Consider the following 16,913-nt stretch of genomic DNA (forward strand, 5'->3'; position numbering starts at 1 on the left):
TTATTTTCGTAACAAATATAAACATTCATGCGGATTTTACTTCTTGGCGAATACAGTCGTTTGCATAATTCCCTGAAAGAAGGCCTGGTTCATCTGGGGCATGAAGTGGTGATTGTTGGAAATGGCGATGGGTTCAAGGATTATCCGGTCGATTTCAACATTGATGCCAAATGGTCCAAATCCAAACTGATCAATATTCCACGACAGCTCATTTATCGATTGTTCAAATATGATTTCGCGAAATTGGAGTACGGCATCCGTTTTTATTTTTTACTTCCAAAGCTTACAAACTTCGATATTGTTCAACTGATTAGTGAGACGCCGTTCCAGACTAATTTAAAACTGGAGCTTTCTCTTTTGAAGAAAATCAAAGCCCAGAATCGAAAATTATTTACACTTTCTTCAGGCGCTGATACGATGTTTCTTCAGGCTTTACTGGATAAAAGATTCCGATATTCAATGCTGGATCCGTATCTGAATGACCATTCGTTATTTGAAGAGTATCGTCATCTGTTACAGTATTCGGATAAAAACCATAAAAAACACCATGCGCAGGTTTATGCATTAATTGATGGTGTAATTGCCACCGATATCGATTATGTTATTCCGCTGCAAGGAAATCCAAAGTTCTTGGGATTGGTTCCAAATCCTATAAATGTGGACAAAATCCCATATACATCATCTGTTATTTCAGATAAAATCGTCATATTTCATGGTATCAACCGATGGAATTACCATAAGAAAGGCAACGGCATTTTTGAAGAAGCATTAGCTATTATTAAGGCGAAATTTCCGGATAACGTAATAATCACAACTGTAGAGAATGTTCCCTATAGACAATACATTAAATGCTACGATGACGCTCATATTTTAATGGATCAGGTCTATGCTTATGATCAGGGATACAATGCCTTGGAAGCGATGGCGAAAGGAAAAGTGGTTTTTACCGGTGCCGAAAAAGAATTCATGAATCACTATCATCTAATTGATCGGGTGGCAATAAATGCAATACCCGATGTGAATGAAATTGTACAAGAATTGACATTTCTGATTGAAAATCCTGAAGAGATTGCTGCTATTGGAAAACGAGCACGAGCCTTTGTGGAAAAAGAACATGATTATATTAAAATAGCAGAGAAGTATCTGATGGTTTGGAAAGCTACTTAACGGATTTAAACATTTTTCTAAACATCATTAGGATTAATGCAAATGAAATTAAATTAGCAAAGAAATAAGCTTGTAAAGCACCTTCAAAAGAGAACAATCTTACTAAATAAAAGGAAAGAAAGAAATAAGAGAAATTGAAAACTATTTCAATTATAAAATATTTTTTCATCATAGTCTTAACTAAAATTTGGAAACCAAAAGCTAATGTCAACATCCTGAAAAAATCGCCTAAAAGCTGCCAGATTAAAACATTTTCCATCTTTGAAAATTCGTCCGTAAAAGCTACATGAAGAATAATCCCTTTAAATAAAAATATTGCAATTAACATAATTAAAAATAAAGGAACAAAGACTTTAATGTACGATTTCAATTCTTCTTTAAATTCAGTTTCCGTATTCAAAGACGCTAATTTCGGCATATAGTACAAGGACAGCCCTGAATTGACAATGATCATATAAAAACCCGATAATCTGTTTACAGCATCCCAAATTCCCGCCTCTTCTATTGAATATTCTTTAACGATAATGTTTCGGATCAACATCAGTGTTAATGGTCCTAAAACAGCACTCAACAAAGCCATTACAGAAAATTTCTTTATAACATTCAGATAATTTTTATCAATGATCTTTTGCAAATCAAAGCGGAAGTAACTTTTATCCTTTCGTATAAATAAAAAAGTTACTATTAACATTATGAATTCTCCAAAAGCAATGGATAAAAGCCCTCCATAAATATGTTGTTTCCAAATTAAAAAGGCTGTTAAACCAAAAATTAAAACATTGGAAATAATTTGAATGAAAATAATTTTTTTAAATTTTTCTAATCCGTTATAAATAGCAATCCAAAAAGTATTAATGATTATTAAAGGCAATAACAACGCTAAAACCTGTATAGGAATTACAAATCCATCATCGAAAAATAAAAACTCGGAAATAGGTCTTGAAAAAAATAAAACCAATAACCCCAAAAGCATGGAAATGATTAAAAATACCCAAAAAAAAGTCGAATAAATAATGGACAATTCTTTCTTGTCATTTTTATTTTCAACAAATAATTTCACAGCAGAATTATTTATTCCTAAAGTAGCCATCGATTTTAGCATGGTTGAGAAATTTCTGAAACTTCCCAAAAAAGCCATTCCTGAAGTACCCAAAAATATTGAAACGATCTTAGTTGAAATTATTCCTAAAATAAAACTCACCGCAACTGATATAGAGTTTAGTGATAATACTTTTAGTAATGTATTTTGTTTCAATATTTTCAATATTATAAATTTCGAATTACTACAGCGGGGTTTCCTGCGGCAATTACATTTTCCGGAATACTTTTAGTCACAACAGAACCATATCCAATTACTGAATTTTTCCCGATTGTAACCCCTTTTAATATTGAGACGTTAGAACCTAAAAACACATTTTCATGAATATGAACTTCATCTGTTTTAGGATTTCCACTATTTCTTTTATCAAAGGCTAAGTGATGACCGTCGTTATCAATTATAGAACAATTTACCCCAATTAAAACATGATCACCGATAGTAATTTTAGAAAAAGCTACAACTGAAAAAGCGTTATTGATTGCTACATTATTACCAATAATAATTTCACTATATTCTTCTCTGGCTTCAAAATAAGTATAATGAGAATAATAATTTGGCGAAGTACTAACTCCTATCTGAACATTGTTCCCAAATGTAATTTTTCCTTTTCCAGTCAACAATAACGGATGATAGGAGTTTGGAAGTCCAGAAACTCTTTTACAATCGGACAACCATTGGTACTTTTTAATTCGGAAAGTGACGAAACAAAAAATTTTTATTCTATCGATAATACTCATTAATATGCATTTAAGATTTTTATAACAAAATCGACTTCGTCCATCATCATTACCGGGCTTATAGGAATACTAATTACTTCGCGGTGAATTTTCTCGGTAATTGGAAAGGACAATTTATTCCAAGCAGATAGAGCATTTTGCTTATGCGGGGGAATTGGGTAATGGATCAAAGTTTCTATTCCGCTTTCTTTCAAATAATGCTGTAAATTATCTCTATTTTCTGTTCGAATTACAAACAAATGAAAAACATGATGGGATCCGCCATTAAATTCAGGAAGGACAATTTTTGGATTCACAATTTCACTCAGATAGCGATTTGCGATTACTTTTCTTTTTTCATTGTCCAAATATAAATCCGGCAATTTGACATTCAAAAAAGCAGCCTGAATCTCATCCAAACGACTGTTAAATCCTATAAATTCATTGTGGTATTTTGCTTCCGAGCCATAATTCCGAAGCGAAGCTACCAGCTGTGCCAATGCATCGTCATTAGTTGTCACAGCACCGCCATCACCCAAAGCACCTAAATTTTTTCCCGGATAAAAGCTGAAACCTGAAGCGTCGCTAAGATTCCCAGCTTTAAAACCTTGCGTATTTTGTGCTCCATGTGCCTGAGCGGCATCTTCGATAAGCAGCAGATTATTTTTTTTGGTAATGGATGAAATCGCACTCATGTCGGCAAGTTGCCCATAAAGGTGCACTGCCAAAATCGCTTTGGTCCTGGTTGTTATGGATGCCGCAATTAAATTCGGATCAATGTTATATGATTCTAATTTTGGCTCGACCAAAACCGGGACCAAATCCGCCTGAAGAATCGCTAAAATACTGGCTATATATGTGTTCGCAGGAACGATGATTTCATCTCCTTTTTCCAACCTTCCTAATTGAATGTAAGCTTTAAAAATAAGAGTCAGCGCATCCAGCCCGTTCCCAACTCCGATACAATGTCTGCTTCCGCAAAAGTCTGCAAAATTCTCCTCAAACAATGTTACTTCCTTACCCAAAATATACCAGCCTTTATCCATCACTTCTTTCAGTTTCTGCTGAAAAAATTCCTCATACGGCTTATTGATTTTATGTATATCTAAAAATCGTATCATATAATTACAGTATCTAATTTGGAGAAATTAGCAGTTTCAACTTCATAAAAATCGTGAACAATCGTGCTGGCGCCATAACTTTCTTTCCAAAAAACCAAACCTTCATTTAGTTTCCGTCCCAGTTCTTCATTTGAAATCCCGAAATCAAAAAAACGCTTGTCCTTAAACACATCAGTAATCAGATGATTGTATAAAAAATCCAGAGAACCCAATTCATTTTTATTGCCCTGACCGGAAATATATTGCGGATGTGCTACATTCTTTGACACAAAAACGGTAGTTCCTGCTACGATTTTATCGTTGTGATAGACATTGAAATGCCGGATATTCTCAGGGAAAGTCTTTCGCAAATTTTCAATTTCGCTAATAGTGTGAACCGGATTCACCTGATGTTTATTCGCTAAATTGGGAATCAATATTTCTTTCCAGAATGGTTTTAAATCGGCCTCTTCTTTTACGATCAGCGAATTTTTTATTCCATGACGGATACTTTCTTTTCTTGTTTTCGAAAAAGCCAATTTGTTTCGCAAATCCAAAACCGACAAGGAATCTCGCCGTATTAATTTGGCTTCCGCCAAAAAAAGAGCATACTCGAGTTCTTCTGCTGGTTTGTCGTGATAAATCGACGGCATGGTTTTGATGTGGATTTTTGTCTTTTTATTTTCATGCAAAAAAGATAAAATAGCCCGGAAAACCGAAATAACAATCGTCAGTTTCGCCTTTTCGTGGTATATCAGTCCACCATACGTCAAGCCCTGATGCGAGAAAATTTCATTGCCACTGCAATTTGCGGGAAATACGGCTATCCATTTTTCACCTTCGGTAACCACTAACGAATAGTCCTCAAAACGATCCTTATGATACTCCATAAAATCACGGTTAAATAAAAATGTGGCATTTTTGGCATTGCTGACGAAAGCATTCCAATTACTGTAATCATTCGTATTGTATCGATTTATGGTGTACTTTTTCAAGATTGGATTTTAACATTGGAAAATTAAACAATTATTCGGTACCAATATTATTTTTTTAGAAATTTAGATTTACAAAAAATAAATGAGTATTTTTAAATCCATATAACTCGAAACCAGTGGTACAAAAATTACGATTCCTCTTTTTTGTCCTTTTTTTAAGCCTGGCCACTACGGTCTCTGGCCAGGATATTTCGTTATATCAGCAATTTAATGGACGGTATGATTTCGTTTTTTTTGGCAATACTTTAAACCAAATGGAAAATGGCCTTGGTGGTGACTGTACAATTAACACCGGTTCTTCAGCAACATTGAATTTAAATCCGGGCGATGTCATTGAAAAGGCCTACCTGTATTGGGCAGGTTCCGGCACCGGAGATTTTGATGTCAAATTAAATACTGAACAAATTATTGCCGAACGGACCTTTGCGGTTACCCAAAGCACATCGGGTTTACCATTTTTCAGTGCTTTTGCGGATGTGACCCAAAAGGTTCAGCTAGCTCACGATTCCGGAAATATGAATTATGATTTCAGCGATTTGGATCTTACGGCAGTAATCGGGAATTATTGTGGAAATGCAACCAACTTTGGAGGTTGGGCAATTATTGTGGTTTATAAAAATCCTTCACTGCCCTTAAACCAGCTGAATGTATATGATGGACTGCAATATGTTCCCGACAGCATCAACATTACGCTTTCCAACCTGAATGTTATTGACAATGTCGATGCCAAAATAGGATTTTTAGCCTGGGAAGGTGATCAATTTCTGAGTATTGACGAAACCTTGCGAATCAATGGAAATCCTATTGGTAATCCGCCGTTAAATCCAGTCAATAATGCCTTCAACGGAACCAATAGTTTTACGGGATCCACCACGCTATACAATATGGATTTGGACGTGTATAATGTCCAAAACAATATTAATATTGGAGATACTTCGGCACTTATCCAGCTTTCGTCGGGCAGAGATTTCGTGATGATCAACTCGATAGTCACGAAATTCAACAGTCAGCTGCCTGATGCAACAGTTGTTATTGACAATGTTGGCAATTATCAGTGTGATTCCCGTGAAATTACGGTGGATTATACTGTTTTCAACGTCAACAGTACGGATCCGCTTCCTGCATCAACACCAATTGCAGTCTATGCGGACGGTATTTTGATAAAAATGCTGAATACTTCCGTAATACTGGACGTCGGCGAAAGCGAAATTGGTCAAATCATATTACTGATTCCAGATGGTATTCCTCTCAATTTTGATTTGCAGTTTGTAGTCGATGACAATGGTACCGGCGTTGGGATTGTTACTGAACTCAATGAAAACAACAATTCCGATTCCAGTCCTGTTTCGTTATGGGTTTCACCAACATTTAATGTATTGGAGAATAAAGAAGGCTGTAATTTAGGTTTCGGCCGGGCAGTTTTTGATTTTTCAGCTTATGAAGGCGCAGTAAAAATCGACCAAACCGATGTGGTTCGATTTTACACCACTCTTGAAGATGCCGAAAATGAAGTCAACCCTATTTTAAATCCGACAAATTTCACAGTATTTTCAACCCCGGTTCCAATTTTCGTACGTATTGACAACGAACATTGCTTTAGCATTACCTCTTTTTTATTAATTGTAAAAAATTGTCCGCCCGTAGTTTACAATTTTGTTTCAGCAGATAATGATTCCCAAGGTTATAATAATAGCTTTCATGTTGATGGATTATATACTATTTTCCTGAACTTCAAAACTTCAATCTACAACCGCTGGGGCGTTTTAGTCTGGACGGGCGACCACAGTGCGCCGGAATGGGACGGATATGCCTCCAAAGGACTTGTCTTAGACAATAATCAGATGCCGGCCGGAACGTATTATTATGTCATAGAATTAAATGACCCCGAGAATCCAAAGCCCCTGACAGGCTTTTTGTATTTGACCAGATAGTCCAGAAGTTTTACTTTAGAATGCAGGTAAATACCACTTGTATTTTACGGCCAATAATCTCAGGATGATGATAACAAGCGAGGTAATCAGATACAAAACATCATTGTCAAAATTCAATTGTTTTAAGGTAAAAAAGACAACTCCGCCGATAATGCAAATCGTCGCGTAAATCTCCTTGCGGAATATCACCGGGATTTCAGTACATAAAATATCGCGGATTTCACCCCCAAAACAAGCGGTCATGGTGCCTAAGGCTACGCAAATTACCGGATGCAGCTGAATACTGATTCCTATCTCCAGACCCACCAAGGTAAAAACACCTAATCCTATCGTATCAAACAGGAACAGCGAAGTGCGGAATTTATCCAGTTTTTTCCTGAAAAGTAACGCCAGGAAAAACCCAATCAATATTACATAGACATAATTCAAATCGCGCATCCATCCTACTGGTGTGCGTCCGACCATGACATCACGAAGGGTTCCGCCTCCAACGGCAGTTACAAAAGCAATGATAAACACCCCGAACGGATCCATTTTTTTATTCATTGCGGTCAAAACGCCGGAAATCGCAAATGCCATTGTGCCTAAAATGTCTAACAGATAAAACATTACATGTTCTGGGTATAAAAATTATAGTCTTTTAAAATGGTCCTGATAAATTCAACGTCAGTCGCGGATCGGTTTTTTATTCCGGTAACGGATTCAATCTTATCCCGCAATTTTTTGACTGTATCATAATCGCCTTTGGCACGGGCACGCTGAAAGTTATCTTTAATAATTCGCATGTCATTATCAGAAAGTTTAATCACTAAGGGATAAACAGGTACGTATTCACTACCGATTTCTTCAAGAATCGTACTGTTAATGGTAACATTACTTTTTAAAGTTATTACCGCTGTTCCAGCAGTCATATCACCCAAACGTTGATTTTTTTTATTAGAGATCACCGTAATTAGCCCTATTAATCCATACATCATGGTGATATCAATCAGCCTGAAAAACCAACGTATCAGATAATCTCCGAAACTTGCCTGATATCCGTCAATTTTAACCACTTTAATTTTGATTATTTTTTTACCAAAACTTTGTCCTTCAAAAAGGCTTTCCAGAGTAATAGAGTAAATCATTATTGGAAAAAAAAACAAAAGTATTATAGCCATTACGGACCATTGATCCATACCATTCATTGCCCCGTTGATGCCAATCCAGTAGAAAAAAACCCCGTAAACTATTAGGCAGTAAGAAATTTTAATCGCCAAATCGATGAAATAGGCTGCTAATCGTTCTCCAACCGAAGCAGCCGTGAAATTTATATTGACATTTTGTGTCGTATTTATCGATAATTCTGACATATTTTATATTTTAGCCATCCCATGAGAGAAGTTGCCTTCATTAAACAAAATAAAGAAAAATGGCTTGCCTTTGAAGCAGCAATTTTCGGTAAAGCTAAAAAAAATCCTGATGAAATGGCCGATTTGTACATTCATTTGGTCAATGATTTAGCATACGCGCAATCTTATTATCCTAAAAGCAAGACAGTTGTCTACTTAAATTATTTAGCATCACAAATATATCAGAAGATTTACAAGACAAAAAGGGCTGAAACCAATCGTCTTTCCTTTTTCTTTAAAACCGAAGTTCCGCTGATTGTTTATCAATATCGCCGCTATTTGTTGTATGCATTCGTTTTATTTTTTGCCACCGTGGCGTTAGGCGTGATTTCCGCTAAATATGACAACAATTTCGTCCGACTGATTTTAGGGGATAACTATGTCAATCAGACTTTACAAAATATAAAAGATGGAAATCCGGTCGCTGTTTATAAATCCGGAAGCAATTGGGGAAGTTTTATAGGCATTACCACAAACAATTTGTATGTCGGCGCACGATGTTATATCTACGGCATCTTTGGTGGAGTTGGTACTTTTTACATTTTTTTACAAAATTCGCTCATGTTGGGGTCGTTCCAATATTTCTTTTTCGAACAAGGGGTTTTCTGGCAAAGTGTCCGCGGAATCTGGATTCACGGTTCGATGGAAATATTTGCCATTGTAATAGAATCAGCCGCCGGATTTATTCTTGGGGCATCGATATTATTTCCCAAAACATATTCAAGGATGAATTCATTTAAAATTGGATTCAAAAACAGTCTGAAGATTTTTTTGAGCACCTTTCCTTTTACAATAGCGGCAGGATTCCTCGAGGGTTTTATTACCCGATATTCCATTGACATGCCCAATTGGCTCAGCAGTCTGATTATTTTATCTACCTTGGCGGCTATCTCGTTTTACTACTTGGTATATCCATTTATTGTTAACAAAAAACAAGCCCGGTAAGTGAACAGACTCCTAATAATCCTTCTCTTTTTCTGTTATTCGCACATTGACGCGCAGGATACTTTGGCTACAGCCAAAAATGAAATTACGACACAAGTGAATGTAATTGCCATTGATACCAGCGGCATCGAGCTTCAGTCATTCCCTAAAGATTTCAAGAAAAAATACACGGACTCTGCTTTTATTTATGAATATAAAACACCTGAAAAAAATGCCTGGGACCGTTTCAAGGAATGGTTAGCTAATATTATCAGAAGCATATTTAATTTAGGCAGTGATCACATCTCAATGGGATTTGTAGAAATATTATTGAAAGTAATTGCCGGGCTGATCGTAATTTTTGTTATTTATTTAATCGTCAAAGCAATCCTGAATAAAGAAGGAAAATGGATTTTCTCCAGAAATTCCAAGAAATTAATCAATTACGACGAAATAGAGAAAAACCTGCATTTGGTGGATTTCGAGAAATTGATTGCAAAGACTTTACAATCCGGAGAAAGAAGGTTAAGCATCCGATACTATTATCTTTGGTTACTGAAAAAAATGGCCGAAAAACATTTGATTGTATGGGACATCGAAAAGACCAATTCGGATTATCTCTATGAAATCAATAGCCAGGCCAAAAAAGACGAATTTGCCTATCTCTCCTATCTCTATAATTACATTTGGTACGGCGAATTTGATATGGATGAGGAAACCTTCACCAAAGCAAAAAAATCTTTCGAAAGCAGCATAAAATTACTTAGCAATGAATAGAACCGTCAAAATATACATTTCGATTTTGGTGCTGGTACTCATTGTTATTTTTGCAATCGATTATGACAAACCCAAACCAATTGACTGGAGGCCATCCTATTCCATCATGGATAAGATTCCGTTGGGATTGTATGTCTTCAATGAAGAAATGGATGCTCTTCTCAAAAACCAGAAAATCCACAAACTGAATGTGACGCCGTACGAGTATTTTTCGCCGCTATACGATTACGACACTTTGGTGAATGATTATAAAACAAAAGGTGCTTTCCTGAATATTTCAGAGTTCTCGGAGGTTGACGATCAATCTATTAAGGAGATTTGTTATTTTGTCAGCCATGGAAATAATGCTTTTTTAAGCGCCAAAATATTTCCGAGTGAACTATTGGACAGCCTGAAAATAAAAATGGATTCTGAATACAAAATGAGCGACAGTATATTTAATTGGACTGCCAATTCTCATTTGGGAAGCCAGAAATACAAAATGACGGAAGGTGCCGGTAATAATTATTTTTCAAAAATAGACACATTAAACACTACGGTTTTAGGGTTTCAAAATGGAGACAGCACACGGGTTAATTTTATAAAAGTAAATTTCAATAACGGTGCTTTTTATCTTCATACACAGCCTGCCGCTTTTACCAATTTTCATTTACTGAAAAGCAATCACCACCAATACGCCGAAAAAGTATTATCCTATATTCCAAAAGGTGATGTTTACTGGTATAGCAAAAGTGAAACGATTTCCCAATCCCCAATGCGCTATGTATTGAGTCAGCCTGCGCTGAAATGGGCCTGGTACACATTTTTGGGCGGAATGCTGATCTTTATGGTTTTTAATGCCAAACGAAAACAGCGCATTGTCCCAGTAAATACTCCATTATCCAACACTACAGTCGATTTTACAAAAACCATCGGTAATTTATACTATCAGGAAGGCGATCACGACAATATCATTGACAAGAAAATCATTTATTTCCTTGAAAAAATCAGAAATGAATACCTGATGGATACCAACCGATTGGATAATGATTTTGTAAAGAAATTGCATCAGAAATCAGGCAAAGATCTATTGGATATACAGAAAGCCGTTGCCTTGATTAATGCCTATCGCAAAAGCAGGCATGGCAGCCTAGAAGAAGATTTGATCCAAATCAATAATGCCATTGAAAAAATTATAAATTAGCACAAAATAATACATTATGGAAGAGCTTAATATTGAAGAAACTGTCACAGAAAACGTAAATTTTCAGACCCGGATAAATCTGGAACCGCTTTTGGTAAGTATCAACGCCATCAAGCAGGAACTCGGAACTGTAATTGTGGGCCAGCATAAGATGATTGATCAATTGTTGGTTGCCATACTCTCAAACGGACATGTGTTGCTGGAAGGTGTCCCGGGCGTAGCAAAAACCATTACGGCAAAATTATTATCCAAAACCTTAAATATTGGTTTTAGCAGAATTCAATTCACACCGGATCTGATGCCATCCGATATTTTAGGAACTTCCATTTATGATTTGAAAAAATCCGAATTCGAATTCAAAAAAGGACCTATTTTTTCAAATTTGATTCTTATCGACGAAATCAACCGTGCCCCTGCAAAAACCCAGGCGGCGCTTTTTGAAGTAATGGAAGAGCGCCAAATCACCATTGATGGTTCACAGTATATCCTGGACGCGCCTTTTTTGGTTATTGCCACTCAGAACCCAATTGAACAGGAAGGAACGTACCGTTTACCGGAAGCCCAATTGGATCGTTTTTTATTTAAAATTTCTATTGACTATCCGAAATTGGATGAGGAAATTGCCATCATACAAAGGGAACATCTTCTGCAGAACCATGGAAAATTGGAAAACATCAAAACCATACTTTCTTCTGTGGAAATTCAACAATATCAGGCATTGGTAAAGCAAATTATCGTAGAACCGCAGTTGGTTGAATACATTGCCAAAATAGTCATCAATACCCGTGAAAACACATTTCTATATCTTGGCGCATCGCCTCGTGCGTCCATTGCAATATTGAACGCAGCAAAAGGATTCGCAGCTATTCGTGGCCGTGATTTTGTCACTCCCGAAGATATTAAGGAAGCGGCCATCCCGGTATTGCAACATCGCGTTATCGTAACTCCCGAACGTGAAATGGAAGGCATTACGAGCAGCGAAATCATCAAACAAATTCTGGAAACGGTTGAAATACCAAGATAATTTCCAATAAAAAAAGTAACCTTTGAATTTTTTCAAGAAATTATATCTCAATAATTTATTTTTCTATGCGCTGGGATGCATCATAGTCTTGTTTGTATGCGCTTTTATTTTTCCCGCTCTATTTAATGCGACCTGGCTTGTAGTATTAGGTCTGATGACATTTTTAGGTATTGATATACTGCTGTTGTTTATCGCTAAAAACGGGATTGATGCCACGCGGATCACCCCTGAAAAATTATCCAATGGAGATGAAAACCAGATTCGCATCACTGTCGAAAATCAGTATTCCTTTCCAATAGGAATACGTATTATTGACGAGATTCCGTTTCAGTTTCAAGTGCGTAATTTTGAAATTAATCGGAACCTGAAAGCCTCATCGGAAGATACCATCGAATATCATTTGCGCCCAACAGAGCGAGGCGAATATTCCTTTGGCAACCTGAACATTTACGTTGCATCCCCATTACGGTTGGTTTCCAGGCGGTACACGTTCGGCAAAGATCAAATAGTGCCAACCTATCCTTCTTATATTCAATTACGGAAATATGACCTGTTGGCGTTTTCCCATAATTTGATGCAATATGGCGTAAAAAAAATCCGCCGCATTGGTCACACGATGGAGTTTGAACAGATTAAAGAATATGTGGCCGGGGACGATATCAGAACCTTAAACTGGAAAGCGACCGCCAAGAAAAACGCGCTGATGGTCAATCAGTTTCAGGACGAAAAATCACAATCGGTATACATGATTATTGACAAGGGCCGTGTCATGAAAATGCCGTTCAATGGGTTGAGCTTATTGGATTATGCCATCAATGCAACACTTGTACTGTCGAATGTGATTCTGAAAAAACAGGATAAGGCCGGGATGTTTTCCTTCTCCAAAAAAGTGGAAAACAGGGTTGTGGCCGAGAAACGTTCTTCACAGATGCAGAAAATTTTGGAAAGCCTCTACAACATCAAAACCGATTTTTTCGAAAGTGATTTCAGTCGTTTGTATGTCGATATCAAAAAGAATATCAATCAGCGGAGCCTTATCATTTTATATACCAATTTTGAAACTCTGGACGGATTGCATCGTCAATTGCCCTATTTAAAAGGTATTGCAAAAAACCATTTGTTGGTCGTCGTTTTCTTCAATAACACCGAACTCAATGCAATTATCCATAAAAAAGCGGACAATATCCAGGAAGTATATGATAAGGTTATTGCCGAAAAATTTGCTTTCGAAAAAAGACTCATTGTAAGTGAACTGAAGAAATACGGTATCTATTCGGTATTGACACAACCTGAAAACCTGACATTGGACACCATCAATAAGTACATTGAAATCAAAGCCAGGGGAATTCTTTAATTTGAGTATTTTTCAATTTCACAGCAGGAAAATAGATAACCTTTGTAACTTTGGCACTTTAAATTTTCTTTTTAATGAAACAGATTACTTCGCTCCAAAACCCTTTTATCAAATCCTTGGTACTCTTGCAGGAAAAAGCAAAAGCCAGAAAGCAGTCAGGTACATTTCTGATTGAAGGCCAAAGAGAAATCACACTTGCCATCAAAGGCGGATATGAAGTGGAAACAATCCTGTTTTATCCTGAAATCTGTTCGGAATCGGAAGCCAGAAAATTATCTGGCAATGCCGAACTGATTGAAATCAACAAAGAAGTTTTTGAAAAACTTGCCTATCGCGATACTACGGAAGGCATCATCGGAATTGCAAATAGCAAAAAATTTCAGTTATCCGATTTAAAATTAAGCAATAATCCATTAATCCTGATTGCCGAAGCACCCGAAAAACCAGGCAATATTGGTGCTTTACTGCGGACTGCTGATGCCGCCAATCTCGACGCGGTGATTATTGCCAATCCAAAAGGAGATTTATTCAATCCAAATGTAGTGCGCTCCAGTGTGGGATGTTTGTTTACCAATCAGATTGCCACCGGAAGTACACCAGAAATAATAGCGTTTTTAAAAGAAAAGAAAATCAACTTTTACTGCGCTACTTTACAAAATTCTACTTCCTATCATACTCAGGATTATACCACGCCAACTGCATTGGTCGTGGGTACAGAAGCTTCGGGTTTAACCCAGGAATGGAGGGATGAAGCGACACAAAACATCATTATTCCGATGCAGGGCGAAATCGATTCGATGAATGTTTCGGTAGCCGCCGCGATATTAATTTTTGAAGCGAAAAGACAGAGGGGATTTTAATTTTAAAAAAACTTTCGATAAAATGCACCCAAATGAACTCGAAGACTATCGAGAGTGATAATCTTCTTGCACATCTCGTTTGTTATGCTTATTTTTAGATTTAGAACTTTGGAATTATGGTAGAGATTGATATTGAGAAAGAGAACAAGGCAATTGCTCAGGAATATAAAGAATTACTTAGGATCAGTTACCAAACCTTAACTGCAGACGATAAAAAACTGATTCGTAAAGCATTTGACGTAGCGGTGGATGCCCATCAGGAACAACGCAGAAAATCAGGCGAAGCTTATATTTTTCATCCTATTGCCGTGGCAAAAATTGTCGCTTCCGAAATTGGCCTTGGTGCCACCGGAATCGCCGCGGCCTTACTGCATGATGTTGTTGAAGATACCGAAATTACAATTCAGGATATAGAGCGCCTTTTCAATCCGAAACTGGCCCAACTCGTGGAAGGCCTGACTAAAATTGCGCAGGTTCAAAAAGACATGAACATCTCGATGCAGGCTGAAAACTTCCGCAAGATGTTGTTGACACTGAATGATGATGTGCGTGTGATTCTGATAAAACTGGCCGACCGTCTGCACAATATGCAAACGATGGAATCTATGGCGGAACACAAACAGACCAAAATTGCGTCGGAAACTTTATATATTTATGCTCCCCTAGCCCATCGTTTGGGACTTTACAATATTAAAACTAAGTTGGAAGATTTGGGTTTAAAATACACCGAACCTTCCGTTTACAACGATATTGTCAGTAAAATAAAAGAAACCAAAGAAGAACAGGACGAATACATCAAAAACATTTCAGATGTCCTGAAAAAATCAATGGATGCGGAAGGAGTCGAATATATCATTAAGGGCCGACCAAAATCTATTTATTCCATCCGCAGGAAAATGCAGGCGCAAAACGTCAGTTTTGATGAAGTCTATGATAAATTTGCGCTTCGTATCGTTTATAAATCGACTCCGCACGATGAGAAATTCATTGCATGGAAAATATATTCGATTGTAACCGACCATTACCGACCAAGCCCAAGTCGTTTACGCGACTGGATTTCTTCTCCAAAATCAACCGGATATGAAGCCCTCCACATTACCGTTATGGGGCCAAAAGGCCGTTGGGTAGAAATTCAGGTACGAAGTGAACGAATGGATGAAATTGCCGAAAAAGGTTATGCTGCCCATTATAAATACAAACAAGGTGCCAACGAAGAAAGCGGACTGGACGTTTGGCTGAATCTGTTGAAGGAAGCGCTTGAAAATCAGGAAACCAATGCGGTCGATTTTGTGGAAGATTTCAAGATGAATCTGTATGCCAAAGAAATCTTTGTCTTTACTCCAAAAGGGGAAATCAAATCCCTGCCAAAAGGCGCAACGTCACTCGATTTTGCTTTTAGTATTCACTCTGCAATCGGCGTCCGGACGCGTGGGACCCGTGTCAACGGACGACTGGTACCATTAAATCATGAACTGAAAAGTGGCGACCAAGTGGAAGTTATTACCTCGGCCAATCAACGGCCTACTTCCCACTGGCTGGATTATGTGACCACCTCAAGAGCCAAAAATAAAATACGCAGTGTCCTTAACGAAAATACCAAAAAGACTGCGGAGGACGGAAAAGAAATACTGACCCGAAAACTGCGCCATCTGAAGGTAACTTTAAACGAAAATACCGTAAATGAACTGGTGAATTTTTTCAAACTGAAAACAAGTCTGGATTTGTTTTACAGGGTTGGGATTGGTTCTATTGAAAATCAGCAATTAAAGGAATTTGCTGCGTTGAAAAGCAATTCTTTCATGAATTTCTTTAAAAACAAGATCAAAAGAACACCGAGCCATCAGCAGGATCAGATTCACAAGGAAGAACTTAGCAGTAATTATGACATGCTTGTTTTTGGCATCGACCAGGACAAACTGGATTATAAGCTATCGAGCTGCTGTAACCCAATTCCCGGAGATGATGTTTTCGGATTTGTGACCATTAACGAAGGAATCAAGGTCCACAAGAAAGATTGCCCAAATGCCATCAGCATGCAATCCAATTATGCATACCGGATTATTCTGGCGAGATGGATTGATTCGTCCCAACAAGAATTCAAAGCCATTCTGGATATCACCGGAATGGATACTTTAGGTCTTACGAACGAATTGACGAAAGTGATTTCGAATAATATGAGCGTGAATATCCAGAGTATTTCCTTGAGTGGTGAAGCCGGAATCTTTAACGGTCAGGTAGCTGTTATTGTACCAAACAACACTATTTTGAAAAAATTGATTGACAACATCCGGAAAATTGACGGCATTGATAAGGTAACCAGGGTTTATAAAAATTAAAGCTAAAATCAGCTAAGGTCTTAAAAGCGAAAATTATACGTTGAAAATATTTTGGA

At 37.2% G+C, this 16,913-nt stretch carries 15 protein-coding genes; 9 read left to right on the forward strand and 6 right to left on the reverse strand.

Annotated features, from left to right (window positions below):
• Window positions 1-27 precede the first annotated feature (27 nt).
• Complete coding sequence (locus tag FNW07_RS04450) at window positions 28-1,167, forward strand: glycosyltransferase (RefSeq protein ID WP_126743767.1); 1,140 nt, start codon at window positions 28-30, stop codon at window positions 1,165-1,167.
• Here FNW07_RS04450 and FNW07_RS04455 read toward each other — a convergent pair.
• From FNW07_RS04455 to FNW07_RS04470, 4 genes are read right to left on the reverse strand one after another with little or no spacing between them, the layout of a single operon-like run.
• Window positions 1,160-2,422: an O-antigen translocase gene (locus tag FNW07_RS04455; protein ID WP_158626844.1), complete on the reverse strand. Its 1,263-nt coding sequence runs from the start codon at window positions 2,420-2,422 to the stop codon at window positions 1,160-1,162. The genes FNW07_RS04450 and FNW07_RS04455 overlap by 8 nt on opposite strands.
• A gap of 11 nt (window positions 2,423-2,433) precedes the next feature.
• Window positions 2,434-3,003 carry an acyltransferase gene (locus FNW07_RS04460; RefSeq protein ID WP_126743769.1) on the reverse strand — a complete coding sequence of 190 codons (570 nt, stop codon included), beginning with the start codon at window positions 3,001-3,003 and terminating at the stop codon, window positions 2,434-2,436.
• Entirely contained in the window at window positions 3,003-4,103 is a 1,101-nt protein-coding gene (locus FNW07_RS04465; protein ID WP_126743770.1) for a DegT/DnrJ/EryC1/StrS aminotransferase family protein, read from the reverse strand. The genes FNW07_RS04460 and FNW07_RS04465 overlap by 1 nt, the downstream gene beginning before the upstream one ends.
• Window positions 4,100-5,077, reverse strand: a complete 978-nt coding sequence (locus FNW07_RS04470; protein ID WP_126743771.1) for a GNAT family N-acetyltransferase — start codon at window positions 5,075-5,077, stop codon at window positions 4,100-4,102. The genes FNW07_RS04465 and FNW07_RS04470 overlap by 4 nt, the downstream gene beginning before the upstream one ends.
• 254 nt (window positions 5,078-5,331) lie before the next feature.
• On the opposite strand from FNW07_RS04470, the gene FNW07_RS04475 reads away from it, so the two are divergent.
• Window positions 5,332-7,008 carry a gliding motility-associated C-terminal domain-containing protein gene (locus tag FNW07_RS04475; protein WP_255512726.1) on the forward strand — a complete coding sequence of 559 codons (1,677 nt, stop codon included), beginning with the start codon at window positions 5,332-5,334 and terminating at the stop codon, window positions 7,006-7,008.
• 15 nt (window positions 7,009-7,023) lie between these two features.
• On the opposite strand, the gene FNW07_RS04480 is transcribed toward FNW07_RS04475, so the two are convergent.
• Together FNW07_RS04480 and FNW07_RS04485 are read right to left on the reverse strand one after the other, a co-directional pair.
• Window positions 7,024-7,617 (reverse strand): trimeric intracellular cation channel family protein, encoded by a 594-nt coding sequence (locus tag FNW07_RS04480; RefSeq protein WP_126743773.1) that lies wholly within the window; start codon window positions 7,615-7,617, stop codon window positions 7,024-7,026.
• Window positions 7,617-8,360: an RDD family protein gene (locus tag FNW07_RS04485; RefSeq protein WP_126743774.1), complete on the reverse strand. Its 744-nt coding sequence runs from the start codon at window positions 8,358-8,360 to the stop codon at window positions 7,617-7,619. Before FNW07_RS04485 ends, FNW07_RS04480 begins: the two co-directional genes overlap by 1 nt.
• Before the next feature lie 21 nt (window positions 8,361-8,381).
• Here FNW07_RS04485 and FNW07_RS04490 point away from each other — a divergent pair, with 21 nt between their 5' ends.
• The 7 genes from FNW07_RS04490 (at window position 8,382) to FNW07_RS04520 (ending at window position 16,857) form a co-directional block, all read left to right on the forward strand.
• Complete coding sequence (locus FNW07_RS04490) at window positions 8,382-9,344, forward strand: stage II sporulation protein M (protein WP_126743775.1); 963 nt, start codon at window positions 8,382-8,384, stop codon at window positions 9,342-9,344.
• Window positions 9,345-10,100, forward strand: coding sequence for a DUF4129 domain-containing protein (locus FNW07_RS04495; protein ID WP_126743776.1), 756 nt, complete (start codon window positions 9,345-9,347; stop codon window positions 10,098-10,100).
• Window positions 10,093-11,283: a DUF4350 domain-containing protein gene (locus tag FNW07_RS04500; protein ID WP_126743777.1), complete on the forward strand. Its 1,191-nt coding sequence runs from the start codon at window positions 10,093-10,095 to the stop codon at window positions 11,281-11,283. Before FNW07_RS04495 ends, FNW07_RS04500 begins: the two co-directional genes overlap by 8 nt.
• Before the next feature lie 16 nt (window positions 11,284-11,299).
• Entirely contained in the window at window positions 11,300-12,307 is a 1,008-nt protein-coding gene (locus FNW07_RS04505; protein ID WP_126743778.1) for a MoxR family ATPase, read from the forward strand.
• A 22-nt stretch (window positions 12,308-12,329) separates the two neighbouring features.
• The gene (locus tag FNW07_RS04510) at window positions 12,330-13,661 is read left to right on the forward strand and encodes a DUF58 domain-containing protein (protein ID WP_126743779.1); all 1,332 of its coding nucleotides are present in this window, start codon (window positions 12,330-12,332) and stop codon (window positions 13,659-13,661) included.
• A 74-nt stretch (window positions 13,662-13,735) separates the two neighbouring features.
• The gene (locus tag FNW07_RS04515; protein ID WP_126743780.1) at window positions 13,736-14,521 is read left to right on the forward strand and encodes an RNA methyltransferase; all 786 of its coding nucleotides are present in this window, start codon (window positions 13,736-13,738) and stop codon (window positions 14,519-14,521) included.
• Window positions 14,522-14,637: 116 nt separating this feature from the next.
• Window positions 14,638-16,857, forward strand: a complete 2,220-nt coding sequence (locus tag FNW07_RS04520) for a bifunctional (p)ppGpp synthetase/guanosine-3',5'-bis(diphosphate) 3'-pyrophosphohydrolase (protein ID WP_126743781.1) — start codon at window positions 14,638-14,640, stop codon at window positions 16,855-16,857.
• Window positions 16,858-16,913 lie beyond the last annotated feature (56 nt).

The organism is Flavobacterium sp. GT3R68, assembly GCF_007109225.1.
Classification (GTDB): domain Bacteria; phylum Bacteroidota; class Bacteroidia; order Flavobacteriales; family Flavobacteriaceae; genus Flavobacterium.